The sequence below is a fragment of the Pseudoxanthomonas sp. JBR18 genome (assembly GCF_028198165.1).
Lineage (GTDB): Bacteria > Pseudomonadota > Gammaproteobacteria > Xanthomonadales > Xanthomonadaceae > Pseudoxanthomonas_A.
In genome coordinates this window covers 1,775,491-1,799,587 of sequence record NZ_CP116339.1, presented here as the reverse complement: position 1 = coordinate 1,799,587, position 24,097 = coordinate 1,775,491, and the positions used below count along the sequence as shown (strand labels likewise).

The window sequence follows — 24,097 nt, the reverse complement described above, 5'->3', positions numbered from 1 at the left end:
CCGATGTCCCCTGCGCTCCGTCCGCTGCGCCTGCTGTGGGCCGCCCTGCTGTTGCTGGCCAGCCCTGCCTTCGCCGCCACCGCACCGGTGGATGCGGTCGATCCGTTCGTCGGCACACGCGGTGACCATGGCCAGCTGACGCCAGCGGTGGGCGCGCCGTTCGGCATGGTGCTGCTGGGGCCGGACACCGCGCCGGGCAACCACATGGGCTACGACGACAGCGATGGGCTGTTGCGCGGCTTCTCGCATACGCGCGCGGTCGGCGTGGGCTGCGGCGGCGCCGGGGGTGACTTGCTGGTGCGCGTGGATGCGCAAGGCGACCAGGACCGCCCGGCACCCATCGACAAGACCACCGAGACCGCCGCGCCCGGCCGCTACCACGTGCGCTACGCTCGCACCGGCCTGGTGGCCGACCTGGCTGCGACCAATGCCGCCGGCATCGCCCGGTTCACCGTGCCGCAGGCCGGACGCGTGGTGGTGACGCTGGACCCGATGCACAGCTATGCCAAGCGCATCGACGCGCGCTGGGAATCGACCCGGCTCGACGCGCTGCGCGGCGCGCTGGAAGGCGGCACCGTCTGCGACGAAGGCGTGTACCGACTGTGGTTCGCCAGCACGCTGCTGCACAACGGCCATCCGGTCACGCAAACGGTGCAGCCCGACGCCCAGAACCGCCTGCGCCTGGCGTTGGATGTGCAGGCTGGCGACACGCTGGAACTGCGCAGCGCGTTCTCCACCGTGGATGCTGACTCGGCCGCGCGCGTGCTGGCCACCGAACTGGGCGACCGCACGCTGGAGGCCGTGCAGCAACAGACACACGATGCCTGGAACGTCGCGCTGTCGCGGATCACCCTGGAGGGCGGCGCGCCCGAGCGCCGGGCGCTGTTCTACACCGCGCTGTTTCATGTGATGCAGTCGCCGTCGCGCATCGACGACGTGGATGGCCGCTATCGCGCGGCCGATGGCGTGGTGCGCACTGTGGCCGCCGGACATCATCGTTATTCCGGCTGGGCGGTGTGGGACAACTACCGCACCCAGCTGCCGCTGCTGGCCTTGCTGGACCCGCAGCGCGCCGGCGACATCGGCGCCTCGCTGGCCGAGCTGTACGCGGTCGGCAAGCCGCAGTGGTCCACGCGCACCGAACCCTTCATCACCGTGCGCACCGAGCACGCCGGCATCGCGCTGCTGGACTATCTGCGCAAGGGCATCACCGGGATCGACGCCAAGGCCCTGCTGCCGCGCATGGCCGCCGACAGCGCCACGCTGCAGCGGCAGACGCCCGACCAGGTGATCGAGGCCGCCTACGACGACTGGGCGGTGTGGCAGCTGGCCGACGACCTTGGCAACAAGTCACTGGCCGCCGACTTCAAGCAGCGCGCGCTGTCCTACCGGCCGATGTGGATGCAGGTCTTCCACGACATCACTCCGGAGTTCGACACGGTGCGTGCGCGCGGTCTGTACCAGGGCACCTTGTGGCAGTACCGCTGGGCGGGCGTGTTCGACCTGGACTGGCTGCGCGGCACGGCGCTGGGCGCGCGGGATTTCGACGCGCAGCTGCAGCGGTTCTTTGACGAGGACCGCTACAACATGACCAATCAGCCGGACATCCAGGCGCCGTTCCTGTATGCGCTGACCGCCACGCCGCAGCGCGGCCAGGCGCTGGTCGAGCGCCTGCTCACCCAGCCCATCGACCATCCGTATGCCAACGAGGGCAAGCGCCGCACGCCCTGGCATGGGCGCAGCTTCGCGCTGGATCCCGTCGGCTTTGCCGACGGCATGGACGACGACGCGGGCTGCATGTCGGCCTGGTATGTGTGGGCCTCGATGGGCCTGTACCCGCTGGTCCTGGGCGAACCACGTTATGTCATCGGCGCCGTGCCGGCCTTCGCCCGCATCCAGCTGCATCCGCAGCCGGGGCGCACCATCACCATCGAACGCGAAGGCCACGGTGCGGCGATCACCCGCGCCACGCTGGCTGGAAAGCCGACACCCCTGCCGTGGATCGACCATGCCGCGCTGGCGCGGGGCATGACCCTGCGAATGCACACCGCCAACTGAGCCGCACCGCCCGTTTCACCACGGCGTCGGGCGAACCGGAACCGGATGCCGCACAGCGCGGGATCCTGGCGTTACCCGCCGGATCGCCAGGTGCGGCGATGGCTTCAATGCCCGGCCGCATGTACGTCACGCGCGCCTGCCCTGAAGCCGTGCGCCCGCGCCGACCAGGCAATGCACCATCCGGCGACAAGCAGCATCAGCATCGCCGGCGGGAAGGCGGCTGCACCCCAGGTCTTCAGCAGCACGCCGCCCAGAAGGCCACCGCCGGCGATGGCCGAGTTCCACGCGACGACATTCATTGACAGCGCCACGTCGGCTCCCTCGCCCGCGGTGTCAGCCAGCGCCGTCTGCAACAAGGTCGCCGCGCCCCCGAAAGTGATCCCCCATACCGCCACGCCGATATAGATCGCCGCCGGCACGCGTCCCAGCCAGACGAACAGCAGGGAGACCACCGCGAAGAGCGCCAGGCTTCCCAGGACCAGGGTGCGCAGATGGTGGTCGACCAGGCGCCCGGTGAAGGCGATCGCCACCAGCGCCGCCAGGCCGAAGATCAGCAAGATGACGTCCACCTGCGTCGCCAGCCCTGCCCGCGCGACGAAAGGCGCCACGTAGGTGTAAAGGATGTTGTGCGCCAGCATCCAGGCCACTACCACCGCGAGCACGGGCCGCACGCCCGGGCCGACGAAGACCTTGGCCAAGGACAGGCGCTCGGCGCGAGCCTGGCCCGGATAATCCGGCACCTTGGCAAGCACCCAGACGACCAGCACCACGGTCAGTCCCGACATGGCCGCAAATGCCCATCGCCATCCAATCGCGGCGCCCAGCCAAGTGCCCAGCGGCACGCCGAGCGAGAGCGCGATGGGCGTGCCCAGCATGGCCACCGCCATGGCCTTGCCCTGTTGCCGCACCGCCACCATGCGGCGCGCATAACCCGCCAGCAGGCTCCATGCCAGGCCTGCCGCGACCCCGGCCAGAAAGCGCGCCACCAGCGTCGCTCCGTAGTGCGTGGACCAGGCCGTGATCGAGTTGAAGACGAGGAATCCAAGGATCGTCAGCAGCAGCACGTTGCGTCGCCGCCAGCGTTGCGTGGCGATGGTCAACGGGATGGCCGCCAGCAGAGAGCCCAGCGCGTAAGCGGTCACCGACTGCCCCGCCAACGATTGGGAGATCCCGAGCCCAGCCGCCATCTGGGGCAGCAGCCCGGCCGGCAGCGTCTCGGTGACGATGCAGATGAAGCCGGTCATCGCCAGCGCTAGCAGGGCGCCTAGGGGCAGGGGCGCGTCCGCGCGTTCAGGAGGGGGCGGTGCCGATGTCTTCATGGAGATCCTGGTCGTAAGGGCTTGGAGCCGTACATGCCATGCCATCTGGCCGACGTCTGTATCGATCGATCCATATTTTGGCGAATCCAATGCAGATCGCCGGACGGTCGAAAGCGGCATGCGTTGGCGCTTGAGGGGAGCGCACTGACTGGGCCAGCTGCACTTATGTATCGAACGGTAAATTAGTCGGCGCGCGACGCGTTGTCAACGATATCTGTACCGATTAGTATTTAACTAATGTGGCCTTCGTGGAGCGTGACATGGCAGTGATGGGACGTCCGCGCGGTTTCGATCGGGACCAGGCGGTCGAACAGGCGATGCATATCTTCTGGCAGCACGGGTACGAATCGACCTCGTTGAGCCAGCTGAAAGGCGCCATCGGTGCGGGTATCTCGGCGCCCAGCTTCTACGCAGCCTTCGGCTCCAAGCAGGCGCTGTTCCAGGAGTGCGTGCAGCGCTACCTGGCCACCTTCGCCCAGGTCACCGAATGCCTGTGGGATACGCGACTGGACCCGCGCGATGCGCTGGAGACCGCATTGCGCAGCTCGGCCCGGATGCAGTGCGAACGCGGCCACCCAAAGGGCTGCATGGTCGGCCTGGGCGTCATGAGTGCGCCCAGCGAGGACGCATCGGTCACCGCGCCATTGACGCGCTCGCGCGCGCGGACACGCGCTGGCATCACCGCCTGCGTCCAGCGGGGTATCGACAGCGGCGAGTTGCGTGCCGGGACCGACGCGCGCGCCCTGGCCAGCGTGTTCGACGCCTTCCTGCTGGGCCTGTCAACCCTGGCCCGCGATGGCGTCCGTTATCCGGTCATGGATCTTGCCGTCACCGCGATCATGTCGGCCTGGGACGCGTCACGCAGCGCGTAGCGGTTGCCGAGCGACGCGAGCCGATGCTGCCCGCAACGCCGACGCGCCCGTTCAATCGAGCGCCGCCTTCGGCGCGTGCTGGCTCTTGTCGTACATCCCGGAGCGGTCGAAGCAGCACGCACGGCGGTTGCCCTTGGCCAGCTTGTCGATCGCCACGCCGAGGCGCTTGGCGCGGGTTTCGACCTTCTTGCCCGAGGTGATCCAGAAGATCCAGTCGCGCCGCGCCACGGCGGTGATGTCGTCCCAGGTCGCACGTGCGACCACGTTGTCTTCCAGCGCCTCACGCAGATCCGAGGGCACGGCCGGCTCGGGCTCCTCGGCGACCGGCGTCATCGCCACCGCCACGGTCTGGCCCGCCGCCACCCCGGCGTCCTGCGCCAGCGCGTCCTCGACCTTGAGCCAATGGCTGCCCTGTCCGTCCGGCAGCAGCGTGGCCTGAAACGGCGTACCGGCCAGCGTCCCGTCTACGGTCACCATCCCACGCGCCGGCAGCTTCGCACTGGCCGCCGCAGGCACCAGGAGGAAGCACCACGTTGCACCGTCCGGTGCGGCCGGCCGCAGCAACTTGGCCCTGAAGCTCACCATGCCCGATGCCCGGCCCATGACACGCCCGTTGAGGAAGACAGGCGCACACGTTAGCAGCGCCCGTCGTGCGTCCGCCAATGTGGGTCCCCCGCCGCCCCGATCTAGGCGATGACGTGGCGGTGCCCCTACACTCCGGCGCGGGGAGACAGGGGCATTCGGGATGAACGACATCGACCAGGCCGCGCCACAGGGCGAAAACGCCATGCCTGCGGGCCGCCGTATCAGCTTCGAGCGTCTGCGCGAGCGAACTGACGAATTGGAGCTACTGATCTCCGGTCTGCTCGCTTTCGCCCTGCTGACTTTGCCGACGCACCTGTTCCAGGCCTGGGTCGGCAGCGAGCTGCACGCCGACGGCGCGACCTGGTACGTGCTGCAGTTCGCTTTCAATATCGGCGTCGGCCTGTCCTATGCCCTGGGCTCGGCCTTCGTGGTGCACCTGGCGATCCGCGGCTACTGGGTCGGCCTGGTCGGGTTGAAGTCGCACTTTCCCTCCGGCATCCGCTGGGAGCGGCTGTCGTCGATGGGCGCCGGTTCCCAACGCTTCTATCGCAGCATGATTGGCGAGCTGGGCGAGACGATCGACCGCGTGGACCGCACCGCCTCGGTGCTGTTCGCCATGACCATCCTGCTGGCCTTGACGCTGACGTGGATCGGGGTGATCGGCCTGTCGCTGCTGATCCCCGCATCGCTGATCGGTCTGCTGTTCGAAGACAGCGAACGTGCGACCTTCATCGCCTTCGCGGTCCCTTACGTCGCCTTCCTGGTGGGCGGCATGGCGATCTTCGCGCTCGACAAGCTGATGATGCGCCGCGCCCGGCGCCGTCAACCTGCCCAGGGGCTCGAGCTCGCGATGAACCGCCTGCTGCGCGTGTTCTCAGCGGTGACCCTGCAGCGCCTGGGCGGACCGGTCCAGTTCACCCTGCAGAGCAACATGGGCAGTGTCGGCTTCAATACGGTGTATCTGCTGGTGATCTTCTTGGCCATGACGATCGGCGGCCTCCAGATCGTCTCCTCGACCAGCTTCTCGCTCCTCAGCCGCTATCGCGTCGTCACCAGCGAAGCGGTCGACCACGGCATGCTCAGCGCGCATTACGAATCCATGCGCACGCCGGACGATGCGATGCTGCGTTATCCGTTGATTCCCTCCGACCGGATCGAGCAGGCGCGGCTGCGGCTGTTCATTCCACATCGTCCGCGTCTGGACAATGCACTGGCGCAGACCGTATGCGTCGACCATGGCGACAACATCGCAACCGACCGCGCAGCGGCCGATGCGGCCGTTGCCTGCATGGCGAGCATCTGGACCGTGACGCTCGATGGCCAACCGGTCGCGCTGTCAGACTTCGTGCCGATGGAGCGTCGCGATCTGGGCATGCGCGGCTTGGTGGGTTACCTCGACCTGCAGGGCAAGGTACCCGGCCGACACGACCTGCACCTGCGATGGAATTCAGAGGGCAGCGAGCGTGGCGTGCTGCGCAGGCGCGACTATGCCATCCCCTTCTGGTACGACCCGGATGTTGGCGCGTCGGCACAATCCCCGCCGGCCCCGGCGGTCGCAGACGCCTGAACCGCGCTTCGCCACGGCAACAAACGCCCCGGGTAGTCCAGATGCTGCAGGCCAGCGCGGCCACATTGGGCGGGCGGTGTCGGCCAGCCGGGGGTGCTTTCCTCGCTGATGTGGCGCGCGCCTGGACCGCCCCTGTCGGCCATCACCGAGCCGACGCCATCAACAGCAGCGCGCGGGTGGGCGTGGTGGGCGGCCAAGCCGCGCGGGGACATGTCCAACCCGGCCCTGCTGGCGCGCCCACCCACGTGGCCGCACTTGCCTCTTTGGCCAAACCGACCGGCCGGAGCGCATCGTTACAAGGGTGCCGGCGCCGATACGCCGACGCCCGCGCCGCTGCTGGCCGAGTGCGGCAGCGCCTGGGCGACCGACCACCGCAACCAGGCCTGACACGCCTGCGCATTCCATCACGGCTCCGCGCGTGGGCTTTTACACGGGCCAGCCAATCTTCTAGATTCGGGCCCTTCGAAAGCACTGCGGATCCAGGATGAACCCCGCTTTCCCCGTCGCCGCCCGTGCCCTGACACTCGCCGTCGCGTGCACGGTGTCCGCGTGTGCGACTTCGCCCGTTCAACCGCCGGCCGCCCCGGCCACCCCCACTTCGAGCAGGAGCACTGCCGTGATCGAACGCATCAAACAGGATGTGGATCGCTTGATCGCCACCCCCTTCGACGACGCCCAGCGCCTGGATGCCCTGCTGGGCAGCGCCCTGGGGCCCACCTCCGAGCAGGATGGCTGGCGGATCCGACAAGCCGCGCAGGGCCGGCTCGCGGGACTGCCCGTCCATGACATCACGGTGCGGACCAGCGCCGATGGCCAGGGCGCGCGCGTCCTGCTGCTGTCCTTCGAAGCGGGCGAGGTGCCGTTCGATGGAGCCCAGTGGCCCGGCGCGATGCCCAAGCCGCCACGCCCCAACGCGCCGGGCTCCACGGCCTACTGGGAAGCCCATGAAGGCGAGGCCACGGTGATCCTGGGGCTGGATGCGGCGCAACAGCACTTGGTCCAGCTCTCCATCCGCCAACACTGATTCCGATCGCTTCCCAGGCTGCAAAGGACCTGCACCATGGCCGACCCGACCCCTCCCAATCCGCCCGCACCGGCGACCCCGCTGCAGGACCCGAGCCTGGTTGCCCTCGTGCAGCAGTCGGCCACGCTGCAACAGGAACTGCAGCAGCTGCGGCATGACGGCTTCACCGTGGAGTGGGGCGCCGCCGGCGGCGGCACCTACTACGATGCGCCCAATACCCGCATCGTCATCGACCGCGGGCAGATGGGGCACGGCGACAGCATTGCCCAGTCCCTGTCCCATGAGTGCGGGCATCACCGCTTCAACGAGCCGGAGGATTACAGCTCGCGCGATGCCTACATCACCCGGTCGCTGCGCGACGAGGCCACCGCCACGCTGAGCAACGCGGTGGTGCGCGACGAGATCCGGGCCGCCGGCGGGCCCGACATCGGCATCGCCGGCGCCAACGCGGCCACCTACGCCACCATCGCCGGGGAGCATGCCGCAGGCACGATCGACCGCGAGACCGCGCTTTCGCGCATCGCCACCGCCTTTGGCAACGAGCACCCTTCGGTCGCCCCGGCCGGCGACTACCGGGACTACTACGGAAGCCATTACGACACGGCGGTGGTGCCCTGGCTGCGCAGCACCGGGCAGATTCCCGCGCCCGTCGCGCCGGCCCAAGCGCTGGACCGCGACCACCCGGCCGCGCCGATGTTCAAGACCCTGCGCGAACAGTTGCCTGATTCGGTGTCCGATGCGCATGTCCTGGACAGCGCAGTGAAGGCACAGCGCGAGGGCCTCAGGCCCGAACACGCACAGGCCGCGGTGCACCAGGACATCGCCTGGGTCTACTCCTCGCAAGACCCTGGCCTGCGGATCAGGGCGGACCTGACCCAGCCACCCCCGACGCTGCCCGAATCACTGGCACGCAGCCAGGCACTGGCGACCGAAGCACAGGCCCCCACGCAGGCGCTTCAGACCCCATCCGCGCTGGCCAGGTAACCGCGGAGGTTCGCGCGATCCTGAGCACCGGACGATTGCCCGGCCCACCTGCGTCCCGGCTGAATGTCCCCGCCGGCGCGGTTCGCCTTGTCATCGCCTGCAAACGGAACCGGCCCGCGGGCGCGTTACGATGCGCACACCCCACCGGCTTCACCCCCGCAGAGCCCGCATGAAGTCCCGCACCATCGACGCCCCGACGGCATGAGCGACGCGTCGATCCCCGCGGAACAGCGGGCCCAGCCCTGGAGTGAACGCCTGCAGTCGTGGATCGGCGCGCTGCTGAGCCTGCTGCTGCATCTGCTGATGCTGCTGGTGCTGCTGCACTCCAACCCGCCGACCGTGGAGACCAGCCAGGGCGCACCGGCCGGCGGACGCATGCGCGTGGACTTCATCGGTGACTCGACCGCGCCGGCGGACACCGCCCCGCCCAGCCCACCGCCCTCGCGCGCCAAGACGCCCCCCACGCCGCGCCCGGCCAAGCCGCGCGTGGCACGCACGCCGCCGGCCGCCTCGCGCCTGCAGACCACGCGCACCGACCGCTCCGACAATCCCCTGCTGGTCCAGCAGGACGCACCGCCCAGCACCGCGACCAGCGAGCAGGCCCCCACGCCCGAGCAGCCGCGTGAGGCGCCGCAGCCCTCGCAGACCCCGCCTTCCAATCCGCCGCCGACCGGGCGCCGCTCGCCCACCTGGGGTCACCCGCCGGGCTACATCGCCCAGGACAGCGCGCCGGTCAACGCCGGCTGGGACGACAGCCCGGCGGTGCGCCAGGGCAGCGGGCGCGACACGGGCGACAGCGGACCCAGCCTGCAGGTCGGTGGCTATCACGCCATCTACGAGACCCGCAGCGAGGATCGCGTGCGCGCCTGGATGGCGCAGGGCATGAAGGAGTTCGCCATCCCCCTGCCCGGCACCGAATATCTGATGGTCTGCCCGCTGGACATCGTGCTCAAGCACGGCTCGGGCGCGTGCCGGGCGCTGCCGCCGGATTCCCCCGAGCTGGCGGACATCGGCGAGTCGCGGCAGATCATCAACATGCTGCGCGTCTACCACCATGGCGATCTGGTCTGGAAGGGTCCGGGCCCGTATCGCTGACGGCACGCCGGCGCGCGCGGAGTTCGTCACCGGCGCCCAGTCGTCCACGCGCCTGCCACCGTTCGGGCGCGATCACGAAGCGCGGCGAAACATCGATACCGCGCCGCCGCGCGGACCTGGCGTGCCCCTCCGATCGCGCTACCCACGCCAGGGATGACGAAGGTCCCAGCGTGCGAAAGGCCGCTGTCGCACCCGATCTTCTCCACGCACTCGCGTCGGTGATGCCCGCGTTGGCGCCATCGATGCGCGATGCCCCGCGCCGTCAGGCGCGGACGCGCTGGCGGCGGTCACCACCGGCTGCTACGTTCGAGAACCCCCGCAGCGCCGCCCCGACATGACCCATCGCAGGACCTTCCTCAAGGCCTCCGCCTCGCTCGCCGGCACCGCGCTGGCCGGCCCGGCTTTGTCCACCTGCGCCGATCCGACGCCGGCCCAGGTGCCTTCCTCCACAGCCACTCCCGAGGTGCTGGCCCGCGACGAGGCGCACTGGCAGCAGGTGCGCGCGCTCTATCCGGCGCAGGAGGACATCATCAATCTCGAACAAGGCTACTGGGGCAAGATGTCCAACGCGGTGGAGGCCGCGTACGGGCGCCATACGCATCGGGTCAATCACGAGCTGTCCTGGTACGCACGCCGCGACTACCCGGCCGATTTCCACAGCGCGCGCAAGCGCACCGCCGAGGCGCTGGGCGTGGACGCCAGCGACCTGATGCTGACCCGCAACGCTACCGAATCCTTCGTCAACCTGGTCACCCAGTACCAGGGCCTGGGCCAGGGCGACGCGGTGCTGTGGGCTGACGTGGACTACCCCGAGTTCCAGAAGATGATGGGCTGGCTGGCCGACACCCGCGGCGCGCAAGGCCACCGCCTGGCGCTGCCGGCCACCGGCACCGATGCCGACTACCTCAAGGCCTATGCCGACGCCTTCGACGCGCACCCCAACCTCAAGCTGATGGTGCTGACCCACGTCAGCAACCAGCATGGGTTGGTGCTGCCGGTGAAGCGCATCGCCGCGCTGGCGCGGCAGCGTGGCATCCATGTGATCTGCGACTGCGCCCAGTCCTGGGGGCTGATGGACTTCACCCTGCCGGACCTGGACGTGGACTGGGCGGTGTTCAACCTGCACAAGTGGATCGGCTCGCCGGTGGGCGTGGGCGCGCTGTACATGCGAGCGGGTACGCGCGCGGCAGTGGCACCGTTCCCCGGCGAGCATGCGGGTGACGAGGACGTGTCCAACCGCGTGCACCTGGCGACCTCCAACTTCGCCGCCTTCCTCACCGTGCCCGATGCGCTGGCCTTCCACCACGCGCTGGGCGGGGCCAACAAGCAGGTGCGCCTGCAGTACCTGCGCCAGGCGTGGACGGACGAGTTCCACGACCACGCCGACATCGAACTCCTCGGCCCGGCCAGCATGGCCAACGCCTCGGGCATGGGCGGCGTGCGCCTGCGCGGGCGCAGCAGCGAGGCGCAGGTGGGCGCACTGCAGCGCCGGCTGCAAGATGAATTCGGCATCTTCACCGTGGTGCGCAAGGAGCTGGCCAGCGGCTGCAACGTACGCGTGACCCCGCAGACCTTCACCCCGGTCACGCACCTGCACGCCCTGGCCGAGGCCCTGCGCAAGATCGCCGCCACGGCCTGAGCCATGGCGGCCGCCGGTCACCCTCAGCGCCAGGCACCGCGGTAACCGGACCTGCGGATCACGCCGCCTCGGCGGATTCCGCGTGGCGCACGTGGCCTTGCCCGCGCACGACCCAGCGCTCGATGGTCAGCGATTCCAGGCCCATCGGGCCGTAGGCGTGCAGGCGGGTGGTGGAGATGCCGATCTCCGCGCCCAAGCCCAGCTGGCCGCCGTCGTTGAAGCGCGAGGACGCGTTGACCATCACCGCCGAGCTGCGGATGGCGCCGATGAAGCGCGTGGCCGCCGCCTCGTCACGCGTGCAGATCACCTCGGTGTGGTCGGAGGTGTGGCGCTGGATGTGGGCGATGGCGTCGTCCAGCGTGTCGACCACGCGCACCGTCAGGATCGGCGCCAGGTACTCGGCATCGTAGTCCTCTTCGGTGGCCGCCTTCGCCTCGGGGAACAGCGCCTGGGTGCGCGCGCAGCCGCGGATCTCCGCGCCGCGCGCGGCCAGGGCCTGCAGCGCGCCGGGCAGCCAGCTCTGCGCGATGTCAGCATGCACCAGCAGGGTCTCCAGCGCGTTGCACACGCCCGGGCGCGAGAGCTTGCCGTCCATGGCCAGGCGCGTGGCCAGCACCGGGTCGGCGGCGGCATCCACGTACAGGTGGCACACGCCCTTGTAGTGCTTGATGACCGGCACGCGCGCGTTTTCGGCGACGAAGCGGATCAGCCGCTCGCCGCCGCGCGGGATGGCCAGGTCCACCAGGTCGGTGAGCTGCAGCAGTTCCAGCACGTGCTCGCGCGCGGTGTCTTCCACCAGCGCCACGGCCTCGGCCGGCAGGTCGAACCGGGCCAGTGCCGCATGCAGGCAGCGGGCGATGGCGATGTTGCTGCCGCGCGCCTCCGAGCCACCGCGCAGCAGCACCGCGTTGCCCGCGCGCAGGCACAGCGCGGCGGCATCGGCAGTCACGTTGGGGCGGGCCTCGTAGATCATCGCGATCAGCCCCAGCGGGATGCGCACCTTTTCCACGGTCATGCCGTTGGGATGGGTCTGGCGCTGGGTCACCTGCCCGACCGGATCGGGCAGCGCGGCCACTTCGGCGATGGCCTGCACGATGCCGTCCAGGCGCGCATCGTCCAGCGCCAGGCGGTCGAGCATGGCACCGGTGGTGCCGGCGGCGCGGGCGCGCTGCAGGTCATCGGCGTTGGCGGCCAGGATGTCGGCGCGGCCGGCGTCCACGGCCTGGGCCATGGCCTGCAGCAGCGCGGCGCGGCGGTCGGCGTCCAGCGCGGCAATGGCGTGGGAAGCGGCGCGGGCGCGGGTGGCCAGCGTGCGGATATAGCGGTCGTTCTGTGCGGTCATGGGGTCTCCGTGTTCAGTGCATGCGGTCCATCAGGACCAGGTCGTCGCGGCGGACCACGGCGCGGCCGTTGTGGAAGCCCAGCACGTCCTCGATCTCCTGGCTGTGGCGTCCGGCGATGCGCTGCAGGTCGCTGGCGTGGTACTGCACCAGGCCACGACCGATGCGGCGGTTGTCCAGGTCGATCAGGTCCACCACGGCGCGGCTGCTGAAGTCGCCTTCCACGTTCACCACGCCGCCGGGCAGCAGCGAGGCGCCGCGCTCGGCCAGGGCACGGCAGGCGCCGGCGTCGATCTGCAGGCGGCCGCGACAGGCCGGCTGATGATGCAGCCACAGCTTGCGCGCCAGCAGGCGCGGGCCGTGCGCGGGGATCAGCGTGCCGTGCAGCACGTCCTGGCCCAGGGCGTCGAGCGCACCGGCATCGCGGCCGCAGAACAGCGCGGTGTCGATGCCGGCCGCGGCGGCCTTGCTGGCGGCTTCCAGCTTGGTGGCCATGCCGCCGGTGCCCAGCGCGCCGGCACCGCCGGCGGTCATGCGCATGATCTCCGGGGTGATGGCCTCGACCCGGGTCAGCGGACGCGCGTTGGGATCGCGCGTGGGGTGACCGGTGTACAGGCCCTGGGTGTCGGTGGCGATGAACAGCACGTCCGCATCCACCAACGTGGCCACGGCCGCGCCGAGGTTGTCGTTGTCGCCCAGCTTCAGCTCGTCCACCGCGACGGTGTCGTTCTCGTTGACGATGGGCAGCGCGCCGCTGCGCAGCAGTTCCTGCAGCGTGGCCTGCGCGTTGAGGTAGCGGCGGCGATTGCGCAGGTCGTCGTGGCTCAGCAGCACCTGCGCCACCGGCTGGTCGACCAGGCCCTGCCACAGCGCCAGCATCGGGGTCTGCCCCAGCGAAGCCAGCGCCTGGCGCTGCACCAGGCTGCCGCGACGCCGTGCCACCAGCCCGCGGCCGGCGGCCACCGCGCCAGAGGACACCAGCAGCACCTCGCGGCCCTGCGCGCGGAAGCGCGCGATCAGCGCCGCCAGCACCGCGGCGTTATGCGTGCCCAGCGCGCCACGGCCATCGGTCAGCAGGCTGCTGCCCACCTTGATCACCGCGCGACGCCAGGGCGCCAGGGTCTGCGCGGGGAAGGGGTGCGGCAGGGGGGAGACAGCAGAACCAGACATCGAGCAATTCCTCTTTGTTGCGAAGATAAAGATGCGCGCGCCCAACGTGCGGGCGCAGGCCGGCCTGCGGTGTCCGGGCGATGACCCGGTACGCACACGATCGGCAGAAGGGAGAAGCAGATCAGCAGCGCAGTGCGGCGCGAGAGCAGGCTCAATCGCGCGCCTGGTTGTGGGGATCCGAACACCCGCTCGGCGATGGGAGCGAAGGTCGCGGGCTGAATCCGAAGACGACGCAGTCTAACAGAATTGCCCTGTTCACCCAAGCCGACATTGCGAAATAAGCGGCATTTCAAGGCGTTTCCAGCGGGATCGGCGACTTTCCGCAGTGCGGCAAAAGGCCTGTGGTTGAAGGCTTTGCGCGGCGATGGGAAGCCGCGCTGAGCGAAGATGAAACACCGCCCACAGCGATGCGCGTTCGCAGGGCAATCCGCCCCACCGCATCACCGGAGCCGCGCGCCACCACAACAGGACCGCAGGAATGCCCACCACCTCGACAGCGACGACACGCTTTGCCAAGCCACGGCAGGCGAACGCGAAGGCCGGCAGTGCCAGCCTGGCGCTGCCGCTGGCGGCGTGCAGCAACCCAGCGGCCCGATCCGCTGACGCACCTGCAGCCCCCGGGCGCGAACCGATCCAGCGTCGTGGTACGCAGCGTCGGCGCACCGGTCTACGCGCCCGAGCCCGGCCGCGCGGCCGATGCCGGGCTGCAACGTGCATGCCAGGCCTGGACATTGGACCGCGACGATGTGGCGCGCTTCTTCGCCGCCAGCCGCGAATATTCGGATGGCACCCAGGGCGCGTTCTATGCACTGCCCTGCACCATCAGCGGCCAGCTCACCGCCGATGGTCAGATCGGGAATTACCGGATCAACGCGGCCGCGACCGCCACGTGGATCCACGGCGAACGTGTGCGCACGTTCGGCTGTTCGGACCGCGCCTGCGCCCCGCTGGTGCTGCTGATGCCGGACGACAACGCCGGGCGCTAGCGCAGCACGCGTCACCCCCGGTGGCGAGGCCACCGCAAACGCACGTGCCCCCGGCACACCGTGCCGTGCTGCACGCTGACAACATGGTCACCGGCGGCTATGGTGCGGTCGGGAACGGGGGTTTCTTGCATGGGACGCAGACGCAAACAGCACGGCATCGAGGTGGTCAGCGCGTTGCCGTGGCCGGTGGGCATCGCCCTCGGCCTGATCGGCTTCTTCGCTGTGCGCGACGGCTTCGTCTGGTGGATGGGTCACCACGGCGGGATGCTGGCGCAGGGCTTCAATCAAGGCATGGGTGCCATGCTCGCGCCGCTGGCGTGGCTCTGGCTCGTCATGTGCTGCGTGGGCGCGCTGGTCTCCTTCGGCAATCGCCAGGAACACCGCAGCAAAGTGCGGAAGCAGCGCGAGGAGCGACAACGCCTCCTCGATACACGCAGTGATCTTGAAAGTCTCAGCCAAGGCGGCTGGCGCCAGTTCGAGCTGTTGGTGGGCGAAGCTTTCCGCCGCCAGGGCTATGCCGTGGAGGAAACCGGCCTGGGCGGCGCCGATGGCGGCATCGACCTGATCCTGCGCAAGGACGGCCGCCGCACCTTGGTGCAATGCAAGCAGTGGAAGCGCCAGCAAGTCGGCGTCAGCATCGTGCGCGAAATGGCCGGGCTGCTAGCGCATCACCGCGCCGATGCGGTGAAGATCGTCTGCATTGGCACCTACACGCAAGACGCCGAGCGCTTTGCCCAGGGCAAGCCGATTGAACTGATCAGCGGCACGCAGCTGTTGCAGATGATCCGCGCCGCACAGCGAGACGCGGCGGTCCCGCCGGCGCCTTCCTTGCGCATCGAACCGGTGCTGGTGGCCACGCCACCCATCGCCACCGCCGAACCCCACTGCCCGCGCTGCGGCAGCACGCTGGTGCAGCGAACGAACCGCCGCACCGGCGAGCCCTTCCTCGGCTGCAGCCATTTCCCCAAGTGCAGAGGAACCGCATGAGTGAACCTGACCTCGTTAGCCGAGTGAACCTGACCCCGCTTGCAACACAATTGCCATGACAAATTACGCGCCGGCCATTGCAATATTTTCATCTTTATTCGCGGGAGTTATTTTCTCCTTCTGGCTAGGAGTTAGTCTGACAGAAGAAATAATCAAACAAAAAAACAAGAAAAAGTTTTCTGAAGATCTAGCCCTGTCTATAATTCACAAAGGCAAAAACCTTAGTCTCCGCCAAATTCAAGAAATTGCTGAAACACGAGGAGCCACTCAACACGATATACAGAATAACCTTAAAATCTTGCTGCGTGAAATTCTCGCACAGCGGAATTTGAGCCTCCAAGAGCACCAATCCCTTATTGAGTCTCTACTTAAAGAAATGAGGGACCGTGAGCCATTTGATGGTCTACCCAACGAGGTTCGCATACACCTAGAAAGACTCAGGGAGGGAATGTCGCAAACACCAGATGCACTCGAACCCTTGGCCATACAAATTAGGGAACTTGTCGCTCTAAAGAGTCGAGAGCACCGCATGCAGAAGTACTACACCGTTGGTGGGTTTGCGCTAGGTATTATTGGTCTCGTTTTTGCCGCTTACTCATACTGGGTGCCCTTGAAGTAATCAGAGCTCCGGCAGTACGCCCTGCTCAATCAGCCACCAAAATTTCAGCGCCCGCCATTTTTTAATTAACAAAGAAAAGGAAATCAAATGGTCTCGCCGGAAAAATTTTTGAGCGTACTGCAGCTGCTCCGAGGCGAGCACCCGCCAGGCGTCTCATTGATCAACAGTAGCGTCAAGACTACCGGGTCTTCGAAAAGGCTTCTAAAACCGAAAAATATTGCTAATGCGCAGATACCTAAAGGCGGCCGAGCATTTGAATTTACAGAACCCTGCTACGTCAGTAGCATCGATATTTTCTCAAGCGATAACAAGGCGATATCTTCTCTTTCATTAAAGGCGATCGATATTGCCGGCTCGGATTCCGTATTGACTGCAACTTCAATGATTTTGACGCAAGGAACTCAAAAGACCCCCTTCACTAGATTTAGAGTTAGGAAAGTATGCTCGGGCTTTATAGCTAGTTCACCATCGGGATCTAGAGCACTTTTTGCTTCTAATCTGAAGATTAACGGACATACCTACTCTCAGCTTGAAAAAATCGCGGAACGGGCGTCCTTTGTTGAAGAAATTAGGGCGGAAGCGGAAGAGTACGTGGCCGCAAAAAATACTTCCGTCGATGCTGCTGAATCAAAGCTGGGGGAACTAGATAAAATTACTCGCGAGACCCAGCTGGAGATATCAACACTTTCTGAAGAAAAAGATGACATTAAATCGTCCATAGATGCTCTTAAAAAGGAGCAATCGACTCTTATCAGCCAAGCTGCAACGCTCAAAACTTCTATCGAAACTCAAAAGTCTACATTATCTGCGGATGAAAATTCCGTACAGCAATTGAGGCAAGAAGCGCAACGCCTTAATTCAAATTTAGTCGAACAAAGAGCCGAACTTCAACGTCTTAACAATGATAGAAGCTTAATATCCGACGAATACAGCGACTATGTTCTCGAAGGTAAGAAGCAGTCGTCGCTCTACTCTTGGTTCTTATATTTTTCGATTTCAATCATCGCCACCTGCGTCCTTCTTCTATATTTTGGAGCTGATAGGATTCTGCGTTCGGACGTTAGTACTTACACCGAAGTGATGGCTTTGATGCTACAAAGGCTACCCTTCGCCGCGACGATTGCCGGCGTGGTCGGGCTGGCCTGGCGCCTAGGCGACTTGTTTATAAGAAAGATTATGCGGATAAATGAACAACGCTTGGCACTTGCCCGCTTATTAGTAATTGCTAAAGACACTGTTTATACGTCTGTGGATGGATTGGACTTAAGCGACGAATTTAAATTCCGGGAGCGAGTAAAGCTCAAGCTGATGATGTTGCGCAGCCATCTCTCATCAGAACTAGGTGCGGACTTCGAACTGGCGGTATCTGAGTCCTACTCGTCAGTGAGCCGTTCTGGGGCACAAGGCGAGGAAGATATTCCGTAGTTTCTTAATTTTTTATCTTCGAATATCAGAGGTCAGAGTCTGAGGTATCCCCACGTTTCTAGCCCAACACCATCTGTTGGTGAACGTGGTCTGGCAACGTGCGCAGGCAGGCCAACCATTGGCCGATGGGTTCCATTGGCCAATGTCTGAGCAGGGCTTCGCGTCCAAGGCGTAGGGTCGAATAGAGCTTGCGCTTGGTCTTGCGCGGCGCCAGCCAGCTGGCTTGGCCGTTGCGCTCGCTGGCTAGGCCCGCCAGCCAGCATGCGAAACAGGCCAGTGTGTTGAGCATCAACAGGATGCTCAGGCGTGGGCCCTGGCGGGTCAGACTGTCTTCGAAGGCGGCACCGTAGCGATGCGATTTCAGGTCGCGGAAGCTGCCCTCGATCTGCATGCGCCGCGCATACAGTCCGACCAGCTGATGGGCGCTGGCGTCGACCAGATCCGGTGAAGCAATGATCAGCCATGGCTCGCGTACGCCTGCGGCTGCTTTGCGGCTATGCGAGTTGCGCGCCACCGCAGTCCGATGACGTCGGCTGTAGTGCTTGCGTCCGCGCGGGGTTTTGCCATGAACCACCAATCGGCAAGCCAGTGGATCACTTCGGTTGATGTGCATCAGGTCCAGCTCGCGCGGCCTGGCTTGCACCAGTTGCCAGAGACATCGGCATGACACCCACTGGTCCGGTCGGTTCTCCACCTCGGCTGGCTTGACCAGCGTTGTGCCGCGCAGGCGACCGACCCAGCTCCAGCCCTGTGCCTCCACTGCCCTGAACCAGGGTGTGCGAAAGCCTGCATCAGTGATCAGAATCGGGCGTAGCCCAGCGGGAATCAGCGTCTGCAGCTGTTGCAGGAACCGTCGTTCGGCACCCGGAGATCCTTGCTCATCGCCCGGGTAAACCCGATCCAGCAAGGTCAATGTCCTGCCACCCACAGGAACGGCCGCACGCAGCAGGCACCAGGACTTGTCGGCCTTCAAGTCGCTCCAGTCAATCACGATCAGCGGGCGCTCGCCTCGAAGCAACCAGCGCGCCATAGCGCTATGCAGCGACAGACACTCGGCCTGCAGATACCGATTGCCCAGCAAGCGGTCTGCCGCCTTGAGCGGGGCGCGCACGCGCTCGGCGCGGCCAACGCCGGGCAAGATCGATCAGGGTCAATCGCCATCCCGCGGTCAGCGCTTCCACCGCCTTCAACAGCGCCCGCGCACGCAAGGCGTGCATGGGGCCCAGTGCATCACCCAAGCACCTCTGCAATACTTCACTGGCGCGCATGGCTCGCAGTCCTTCTTTTGGTTTAGTCACCTCGAAGACTGCGCCATGCGCGCACTGCTTTCCACTCGATCAGGACGCAACTACCTGATCCATCTCGGGAAAACGTGGGGATACCTCAGAGTCAGAGTGCACTTTCATAAATCAGTACCTGCACTCAATCTTCAGCCTTAATTTTCCAAAGGAACCACCGCGATGCCCCGAAATCCCCTGACGTTCCTCGCACAACGGGCGCTGCTTGGTCTGTGCAGCCTGCTGGCGGTGGCGCCGCTGTGCGCCGCCGAGCTGCAGGTACCGCCGACCCAGAAAAAGGGGCCGGAGCGAGTTTTAGCATCTCAGAATATTCGCTCTGACCTTGTTTTATTTGGGCAGGAACTGGCCCTGCTGCAAAGAGCAGGTCAGGGCGGTGGATTAGCTTTCTAGCAGCGATTGAACAGCGACATGAGCAAGCAACTCAACGAGACGAGCAAGTTCCTGAGCTACGTGCTGCGGCATGAGCCGCACGCCATCGGATTGACGCTGGACCGTGAGGGCTGGGCTGAGATTGAGACGCTGATTACAGGAGCCAAGACGGCCGGCAAGGAACTTGATGTAGAGCTGATCCGCGCCGTGGTCGCCGGCAGCGACAAGAAGCGCTTTGCGATCTCCGAGGACGGCTTTCGCATTCGCGCCGTACAGGGCCACTCAACCGACACCGTGGCCATCCAGCACGAAGCCAAAATGCCACCGGAGTTCCTCTATCACGGCACCGCTACACGCTTCCTCGATTCGATTTTGGCCGAGGGCCTGCGCCCTGGCGCACGTCATCACGTGCACCTGTCGCAAGATATCGCCACAGCGACCACTGTCGGACAGCGCTACGGCAAACCCGTGGTCCTGAAAATCGAAGCCCTACGGATGCACTCGCAGGGCTTCGCGTTCTTTCAGGCGGACAACGGTGTGTGGCTCACCGGGGATGTGCCGCCGACATTCATTGATAGGACAGGAGTCGAGGAACAGGAGTCAGGGTGCGGCGGTTCTCATGACCCATTCAAGCCGAATCCGCCTCGCAGCGTGACTTGATCCAGGCGATTGCCCTTACAGGAGAGACCCTCAGTGTTGAAGGAAGTTGGTGGTGTCCAAGTACAGCCCAAGCATCGGGCTTCTTGTCATTGCGGCTTGGTGGAGCTGGAACTCGATCTGCCGGACGGCATCGTCGACCCACGCCGCTGCAATTGCTCCATTTGCAGGCGCAAAGGGGCCGTTGTTGCCTCGGTCCCGCTGAGCGGCATCCGCATCCTCAAGGGCGCTGAGCACCTGAAGCTCTACGAGTTCAATACGCATACCGCCAAGCACTATTTCTGCTCGAACTGCGGCATCTACACCCACCACCAGCGTCGCTCCAACCCAGGCCTGTACGGGTACAACGTGGGGTGTCTTGAGGGCATCGATCCCTTCGCCATCCCGGATGTCCCCACCAGTGACGGCATTAATCATCCAGCGGATCGGAAGTAACGCGGCCGGGTTGCCCTGAATTTACGCAGCGCGCGCCTGCATCCCTCCCGCAGGCGAGGTGCGGTGCGAATGGCAGGCCGTCTGCCTCGGCACCAGCACCCAAAGAGATGAGCAGCCGATGCGTTGATGTGCGAGCCGTTTCGCTCACCACAGTCAGCCTGCTGGGGCCGTAGGCATCGCCTCCCTTACATCGAGCGCGCCTCTCAAACATTGCGCACCGTGATTGGCTGGAAGCCTGTTGACACGCGCGTTTACCGGTAGCAGTCTTCCTACCAAGGAGCGTCGAAACTCCTCTAAGAGCGGTACCCACCTCCGTCAAACCGGTGGGTTTTTTGTGCCTGGATCTCTGGGTGCAAACCGATGCGATGCCTGCGTCGGGAGGGCGGCTAATACAACACCCTTCGGGGGAATACGCCCGCCGGCTCTTAGCGGTTTCGAACCTCCCGACTTCCCGTCGCCATCCCGGCGTGCGGGTACTTCATGGAACGAGGAGGCAAGCATGTCGACGCACGATACGCACGATCAGGAAACGACCGGCTATTTCCTGCCGGAGGACAGCCAGCGACGGCTGAAGCAGCTGCACACCGACGTGGCCGAGTTGGCCAATCTGGCCCGGCCGCAAAAAAGGGTCGACACCGCGGAGGGAGACGCGGCGCGTCGCCTGGGCGAGGTGGCGAGGCGCCTGAGGCAGATGAAGCAACAGATGGCCCAGGTCATGGAGACACTTGCCTGGCCGGCCAGGCGTGGGAAGGACGCAGTCGCGTCCGGGATGGAGCGCGACGCGCACGGGGCGCCGGATGAGGCATCGGAAGCAGGCATCGAGGCGGGAGGCGCGATCCATCCGGCGACGGGCAAGCGCTACCTCTCCGGCATCACCCTGCGCCAGATCGACGAGATCAATCTGCTGCTCGAAAGCCTGCGCGCCATCGGCAACGTCGTCGGCTGCGCCGATCATGCCGAGTACGCAGAAGCCACGCTGGCGGTGATGGGCGATGCCATCTCCCGGGATGTGGGTCGGATCCATGACATCGTCGAGGAGATCTACGCGTCGCAGCGCTTCAGTCCCAAGCGCACGCTGGGCAGCGTGCGTGAAGCGCCTGCCAGCTACCTGGTGCCACCGGCGCCTGTGCCTGCTGGCATCGCACCGCGCCTCTCGCAATCGCATCCGACGTATCAGTAGCCAGTCAAGGCATGGGTAGCGGGGCCGGGTTGACTGGATCCGGGCAACACACGAGGCCAGCTCAATCCGCCCCGACACCTCTGCCAGTTCCGAGGTGTCGGGGCCTGGATCAGGGGACGGGCCGCCGCCACCGCCGGCCACACCCTTGCGATGGCCTGCCCGCTTGCGGCCCTTGCTCGCGGTCGGGCACAGCTGCGCTAACCTGCGCGACCCCAGGTACCGAGCACGCGTGAGGGCGAGTGTCGTCCACGGACAACTACCACTATCCGCAGGAGGTCCCACGTCCCGTCTATGCGATCGGGGCGGAGCTGGTCACCGACGGATTCGAGCAGCCGCCGCACCGGCACCGGAAAGCGCAGCTCATCATGGCGGTTCGTGGCCTGGTGACATGCGAGGTCGCCAAGGGCCTGTGGATGGTGCCTGCGCAGTGTGCGTTGTGGATTCCAGGAGGCATGGAACACGGCGTGCGTGGCGTGGGCGACGTCGCGGTCTACATGCTTTTCGTCGAACCCGAAGCGGTTCCGGCGATGTTCACCGAGTGCTGCACGCTTTCCCTGTCGCCACTGCTGCGCGAACTGATCATCGGCGTGTCGCACCTGCCGCCGCTGTACGAAACCGAGGGCGCGGACGGCCGCCTGGCGCAGACGATGCTGGACCAGCTGGTGAAAGCGCCGGTCGAACGCCTGCATCTGCCCTTGCCGAGCGACCCGCGCCTGCGCCGGATCGCCGATGCCTTCGCTGCCGATCCTGCCGATCGCACGTCGATCGGCGAATGGGCGCACCGGCTCGCAATGAGCGAGCGCAGCCTTTTCCGCCTCGTTCACCGCGACATCGGCATGAGCTTCGTGCGGTGGCGCCAGCAATGTCACATCGTGTTCGCGTTGAAACGTCTGGCTGAAGGCGAGGCCGTGCAGGCGGTGGCCTTCGCGTTGGGATACGAGAACGCCAGCGCCTTCATCACCATGTTCAAGAAGGTGCTCGGCCAGCCCCCGGCACGGTACCTCGCGCTCCGCGCAGGGCGCCACGCGTCCGTTCGCACGGACGATTGACGCGACGGGGTGGCGGGATCGCAATACCGATTGGCAGGCCGGCCCCATGCCTCTTCCGCCGCGCCGGCCTAGGCTCTGTGCTCCCACACGGCGGGCCTGGGTAGGCATGAATAACGCGAAGAAGATCCTGATCTGCGGCGGGGGCATCGCCGGGCCCGCATGTGCGTACTGGCTTCAACGGTACGGCCATCACGTCGTGATCGCCGAGAAGGCGCTGGCCTTGCGCGACGGCGGGCAGAACGTCGACATCAAGGGCGCCGGCCAGCAGGTGGTGAAGTGGATGGGCCTGGCCGAAGCGATCGAAGCCCGGAATACCGGCGAGCGCGGGGTCCGTTTTGTCGACGCGGCCGGCCGGCGCTTCGCGGCGTTTCCCCGCGGCGCCTTCGCGGGACTGACCGCGGATTTCGAGATTCTGCGAGGCGATTTCGCGCACCTGTTATACGAGGCGGTGCGGGAGCGGTGCGACTACCGGTTCGGAACGCGTGTCAGTGCGCTGTCCGAGCATGAGAACGGCGTGCGCGTCACCTTCGACGGGGGCCAGGTCGAGGAATTCGAGCTGGTGATCTGTGCCGAGGGGATCGGCTCATCCACCCGCGGCCTGGTCCTCGCCGAGGAGACCCGGTTCCGCTATCTCGGCGCTTGCATGGCGTTCTTCAAAATCCCGCGGCATCCGGACGACGATGACTGGGCCTGCGCGACGTTGGGCAAGGGCACGATGATCTTCCTGCGCCCCGGTGACGCGCAGGAGACCACCGTGCTGGTCACCTTCCGACGGGAACGCAGCGATATCGTGGGCGACAGGACGTCCGCGGCGAGAGCGCTGCTGACCGAGGCCCTGAACGGCCGCGGCGTGCTTGCCGAGCGCATCGTCGCCGCACTCGATGACGTAAGGGATTTCTACTTTGGCCCGATGAGTCAGGTGCAGGCGTCGCACTGGTCCCGCGGACGCGTGGTGCTGCTCGGCGATGCCGCCTATTGTCCGACCCCGTTCACCGGCGAGGGCACCGCGCTGGCGCTGGTGGGCGCCTATCTTCTGGCGGGCGAGATCGGATCTGGCGCGGATCACGCGCGTGCCTTCACGTCCTATGAGGCGCTGTTGCGCCCGTATGTGGAGGCCTCGCAACGCGCCATCAGCCCCCGGAGCATCCGCTGGATGCATCCGCGGACCGCGTTCGGCAGCGCGTTGGCACGTCTTGTCCTGCGGGTGATGGCCAGCCGCCCGGTGCAGCGCTTGTTGAAACCGAGCCCCGCACGGCGCGAGCAAGCCATCGTCAACGACTTTGCTTTCCCCCAATACGCACCACCCTTGGACGCACGGCGGCCTTAGCGGGTGACCGCCGGAAACGGGGCCAGGCTGGATTGAATCCGCCAGCGTGCGCCTGCGTGCTTCCTGAAAGCGGGGCGCGGGGCGAATGCCAGGCAATCTGCGTGCAATAAAA

The 24,097-nt window shown here is 66.1% G+C and carries 21 protein-coding genes and 2 pseudogenes; 18 read left to right on the top strand and 5 right to left on the bottom strand.

Going from position 1 to position 24,097, the window contains the following annotated elements:
• The first annotated feature begins 3 nt into the window (after positions 1-3).
• A complete protein-coding gene (locus tag PJ250_RS08200; protein WP_271648093.1) occupies positions 4-2,058 on the top strand; it encodes a glycoside hydrolase domain-containing protein in 2,055 nt (684 codons plus the stop codon).
• Positions 2,059-2,162: 104 nt separating this feature from the next.
• Here the strand turns inward: PJ250_RS08200 and PJ250_RS08195 are convergent, their stop codons facing one another.
• A complete protein-coding gene (locus PJ250_RS08195; RefSeq protein ID WP_271648092.1) occupies positions 2,163-3,377 on the bottom strand; it encodes an MFS transporter in 1,215 nt (404 codons plus the stop codon).
• Positions 3,378-3,637: 260 nt separating this feature from the next.
• On the opposite strand from PJ250_RS08195, the gene PJ250_RS08190 reads away from it, so the two are divergent.
• The gene (locus tag PJ250_RS08190) at positions 3,638-4,249 is read left to right on the top strand and encodes a TetR/AcrR family transcriptional regulator (protein ID WP_271648091.1); all 612 of its coding nucleotides are present in this window, start codon (positions 3,638-3,640) and stop codon (positions 4,247-4,249) included.
• A gap of 51 nt (positions 4,250-4,300) precedes the next feature.
• On the opposite strand, the gene PJ250_RS08185 is transcribed toward PJ250_RS08190, so the two are convergent.
• Complete coding sequence (locus PJ250_RS08185; RefSeq protein WP_271648090.1) at positions 4,301-4,852, bottom strand: YdeI/OmpD-associated family protein; 552 nt, start codon at positions 4,850-4,852, stop codon at positions 4,301-4,303.
• A gap of 142 nt (positions 4,853-4,994) precedes the next feature.
• Between PJ250_RS08185 and PJ250_RS08180 the strand changes: the two genes are divergently transcribed.
• The 6 genes from PJ250_RS08180 to PJ250_RS08155 all read left to right on the top strand — a co-directional run bounded on the left by PJ250_RS08180 (position 4,995) and on the right by PJ250_RS08155 (position 11,143).
• Complete coding sequence (locus PJ250_RS08180) at positions 4,995-6,401, top strand: hypothetical protein (RefSeq protein WP_271648089.1); 1,407 nt, start codon at positions 4,995-4,997, stop codon at positions 6,399-6,401.
• Positions 6,402-6,656: 255 nt separating this feature from the next.
• Positions 6,657-6,788 carry a hypothetical protein gene (locus PJ250_RS08175; protein WP_271648088.1) on the top strand — a complete coding sequence of 44 codons (132 nt, stop codon included), beginning with the start codon at positions 6,657-6,659 and terminating at the stop codon, positions 6,786-6,788.
• A gap of 229 nt (positions 6,789-7,017) precedes the next feature.
• Positions 7,018-7,425: a hypothetical protein gene (locus PJ250_RS08170; RefSeq protein ID WP_271648087.1), complete on the top strand. Its 408-nt coding sequence runs from the start codon at positions 7,018-7,020 to the stop codon at positions 7,423-7,425.
• Positions 7,426-7,461: 36 nt separating this feature from the next.
• On the top strand, positions 7,462-8,409 hold the full coding sequence (locus PJ250_RS08165; RefSeq protein ID WP_271648086.1) for a hypothetical protein: 948 nt from the start codon (positions 7,462-7,464) through the stop codon (positions 8,407-8,409).
• A gap of 201 nt (positions 8,410-8,610) precedes the next feature.
• Positions 8,611-9,504, top strand: a complete 894-nt coding sequence (locus tag PJ250_RS08160) for a type II toxin-antitoxin system RelE/ParE family toxin (RefSeq protein WP_271648085.1) — start codon at positions 8,611-8,613, stop codon at positions 9,502-9,504.
• 334 nt (positions 9,505-9,838) lie between these two features.
• Positions 9,839-11,143 carry an aminotransferase class V-fold PLP-dependent enzyme gene (locus PJ250_RS08155; protein WP_271648084.1) on the top strand — a complete coding sequence of 435 codons (1,305 nt, stop codon included), beginning with the start codon at positions 9,839-9,841 and terminating at the stop codon, positions 11,141-11,143.
• A gap of 58 nt (positions 11,144-11,201) precedes the next feature.
• On the opposite strand, the gene PJ250_RS08150 is transcribed toward PJ250_RS08155, so the two are convergent.
• Both PJ250_RS08150 and proB read right to left on the bottom strand, forming a co-directional pair.
• Positions 11,202-12,485, bottom strand: coding sequence for a glutamate-5-semialdehyde dehydrogenase (locus PJ250_RS08150; RefSeq protein ID WP_271648083.1), 1,284 nt, complete (start codon positions 12,483-12,485; stop codon positions 11,202-11,204).
• 13 nt (positions 12,486-12,498) lie between these two features.
• Positions 12,499-13,653: a glutamate 5-kinase gene (proB, locus tag PJ250_RS08145; RefSeq protein ID WP_271648082.1), complete on the bottom strand. Its 1,155-nt coding sequence runs from the start codon at positions 13,651-13,653 to the stop codon at positions 12,499-12,501.
• A gap of 641 nt (positions 13,654-14,294) precedes the next feature.
• Between proB and PJ250_RS08140 the strand changes: the two genes are divergently transcribed.
• The 4 genes from PJ250_RS08140 to PJ250_RS08125 all read left to right on the top strand — a co-directional run bounded on the left by PJ250_RS08140 (position 14,295) and on the right by PJ250_RS08125 (position 17,670).
• Positions 14,295-14,639, top strand: a complete 345-nt coding sequence (locus tag PJ250_RS08140) for a hypothetical protein (RefSeq protein WP_271648081.1) — start codon at positions 14,295-14,297, stop codon at positions 14,637-14,639.
• Positions 14,640-14,768: 129 nt separating this feature from the next.
• Positions 14,769-15,626, top strand: a complete 858-nt coding sequence (locus PJ250_RS08135) for a restriction endonuclease (RefSeq protein WP_271648568.1) — start codon at positions 14,769-14,771, stop codon at positions 15,624-15,626.
• 55 nt (positions 15,627-15,681) lie between these two features.
• Positions 15,682-16,245, top strand: a complete 564-nt coding sequence (locus PJ250_RS08130; RefSeq protein WP_271648080.1) for a hypothetical protein — start codon at positions 15,682-15,684, stop codon at positions 16,243-16,245.
• 87 nt (positions 16,246-16,332) lie between these two features.
• A complete protein-coding gene (locus PJ250_RS08125; protein ID WP_271648079.1) occupies positions 16,333-17,670 on the top strand; it encodes a hypothetical protein in 1,338 nt (445 codons plus the stop codon).
• A gap of 58 nt (positions 17,671-17,728) precedes the next feature.
• On the opposite strand, the pseudogene PJ250_RS08120 reads toward PJ250_RS08125, so the two are convergent.
• Positions 17,729-18,938: pseudogene (locus PJ250_RS08120) on the bottom strand (IS4 family transposase).
• A 192-nt stretch (positions 18,939-19,130) separates the two neighbouring features.
• Between PJ250_RS08120 and PJ250_RS08115 the strand changes: the two are divergent.
• From PJ250_RS08115 to PJ250_RS08090, 6 genes and pseudogenes are all read left to right on the top strand, one after another.
• On the top strand, positions 19,131-19,358 hold the full coding sequence (locus tag PJ250_RS08115; RefSeq protein ID WP_271648078.1) for a hypothetical protein: 228 nt from the start codon (positions 19,131-19,133) through the stop codon (positions 19,356-19,358).
• 18 nt (positions 19,359-19,376) lie between these two features.
• Positions 19,377-19,910 (top strand): annotated as a pseudogene (locus tag PJ250_RS08110) (RNA 2'-phosphotransferase); the annotation flags it as partial.
• Positions 19,911-20,030: 120 nt separating this feature from the next.
• Entirely contained in the window at positions 20,031-20,429 is a 399-nt protein-coding gene (locus PJ250_RS08105) for a GFA family protein (RefSeq protein ID WP_271648077.1), read from the top strand.
• Between the two features lie 499 nt (positions 20,430-20,928).
• Positions 20,929-21,609, top strand: a complete 681-nt coding sequence (locus tag PJ250_RS08100; RefSeq protein ID WP_271648076.1) for an XAC0095 family protein — start codon at positions 20,929-20,931, stop codon at positions 21,607-21,609.
• Positions 21,610-21,848: 239 nt separating this feature from the next.
• A complete protein-coding gene (locus tag PJ250_RS08095) occupies positions 21,849-22,658 on the top strand; it encodes an AraC family transcriptional regulator (RefSeq protein WP_271648075.1) in 810 nt (269 codons plus the stop codon).
• 106 nt (positions 22,659-22,764) lie between these two features.
• On the top strand, positions 22,765-23,985 hold the full coding sequence (locus PJ250_RS08090; RefSeq protein ID WP_271648074.1) for an FAD-dependent monooxygenase: 1,221 nt from the start codon (positions 22,765-22,767) through the stop codon (positions 23,983-23,985).
• The last annotated feature ends 112 nt before the right edge of the window (positions 23,986-24,097 follow it).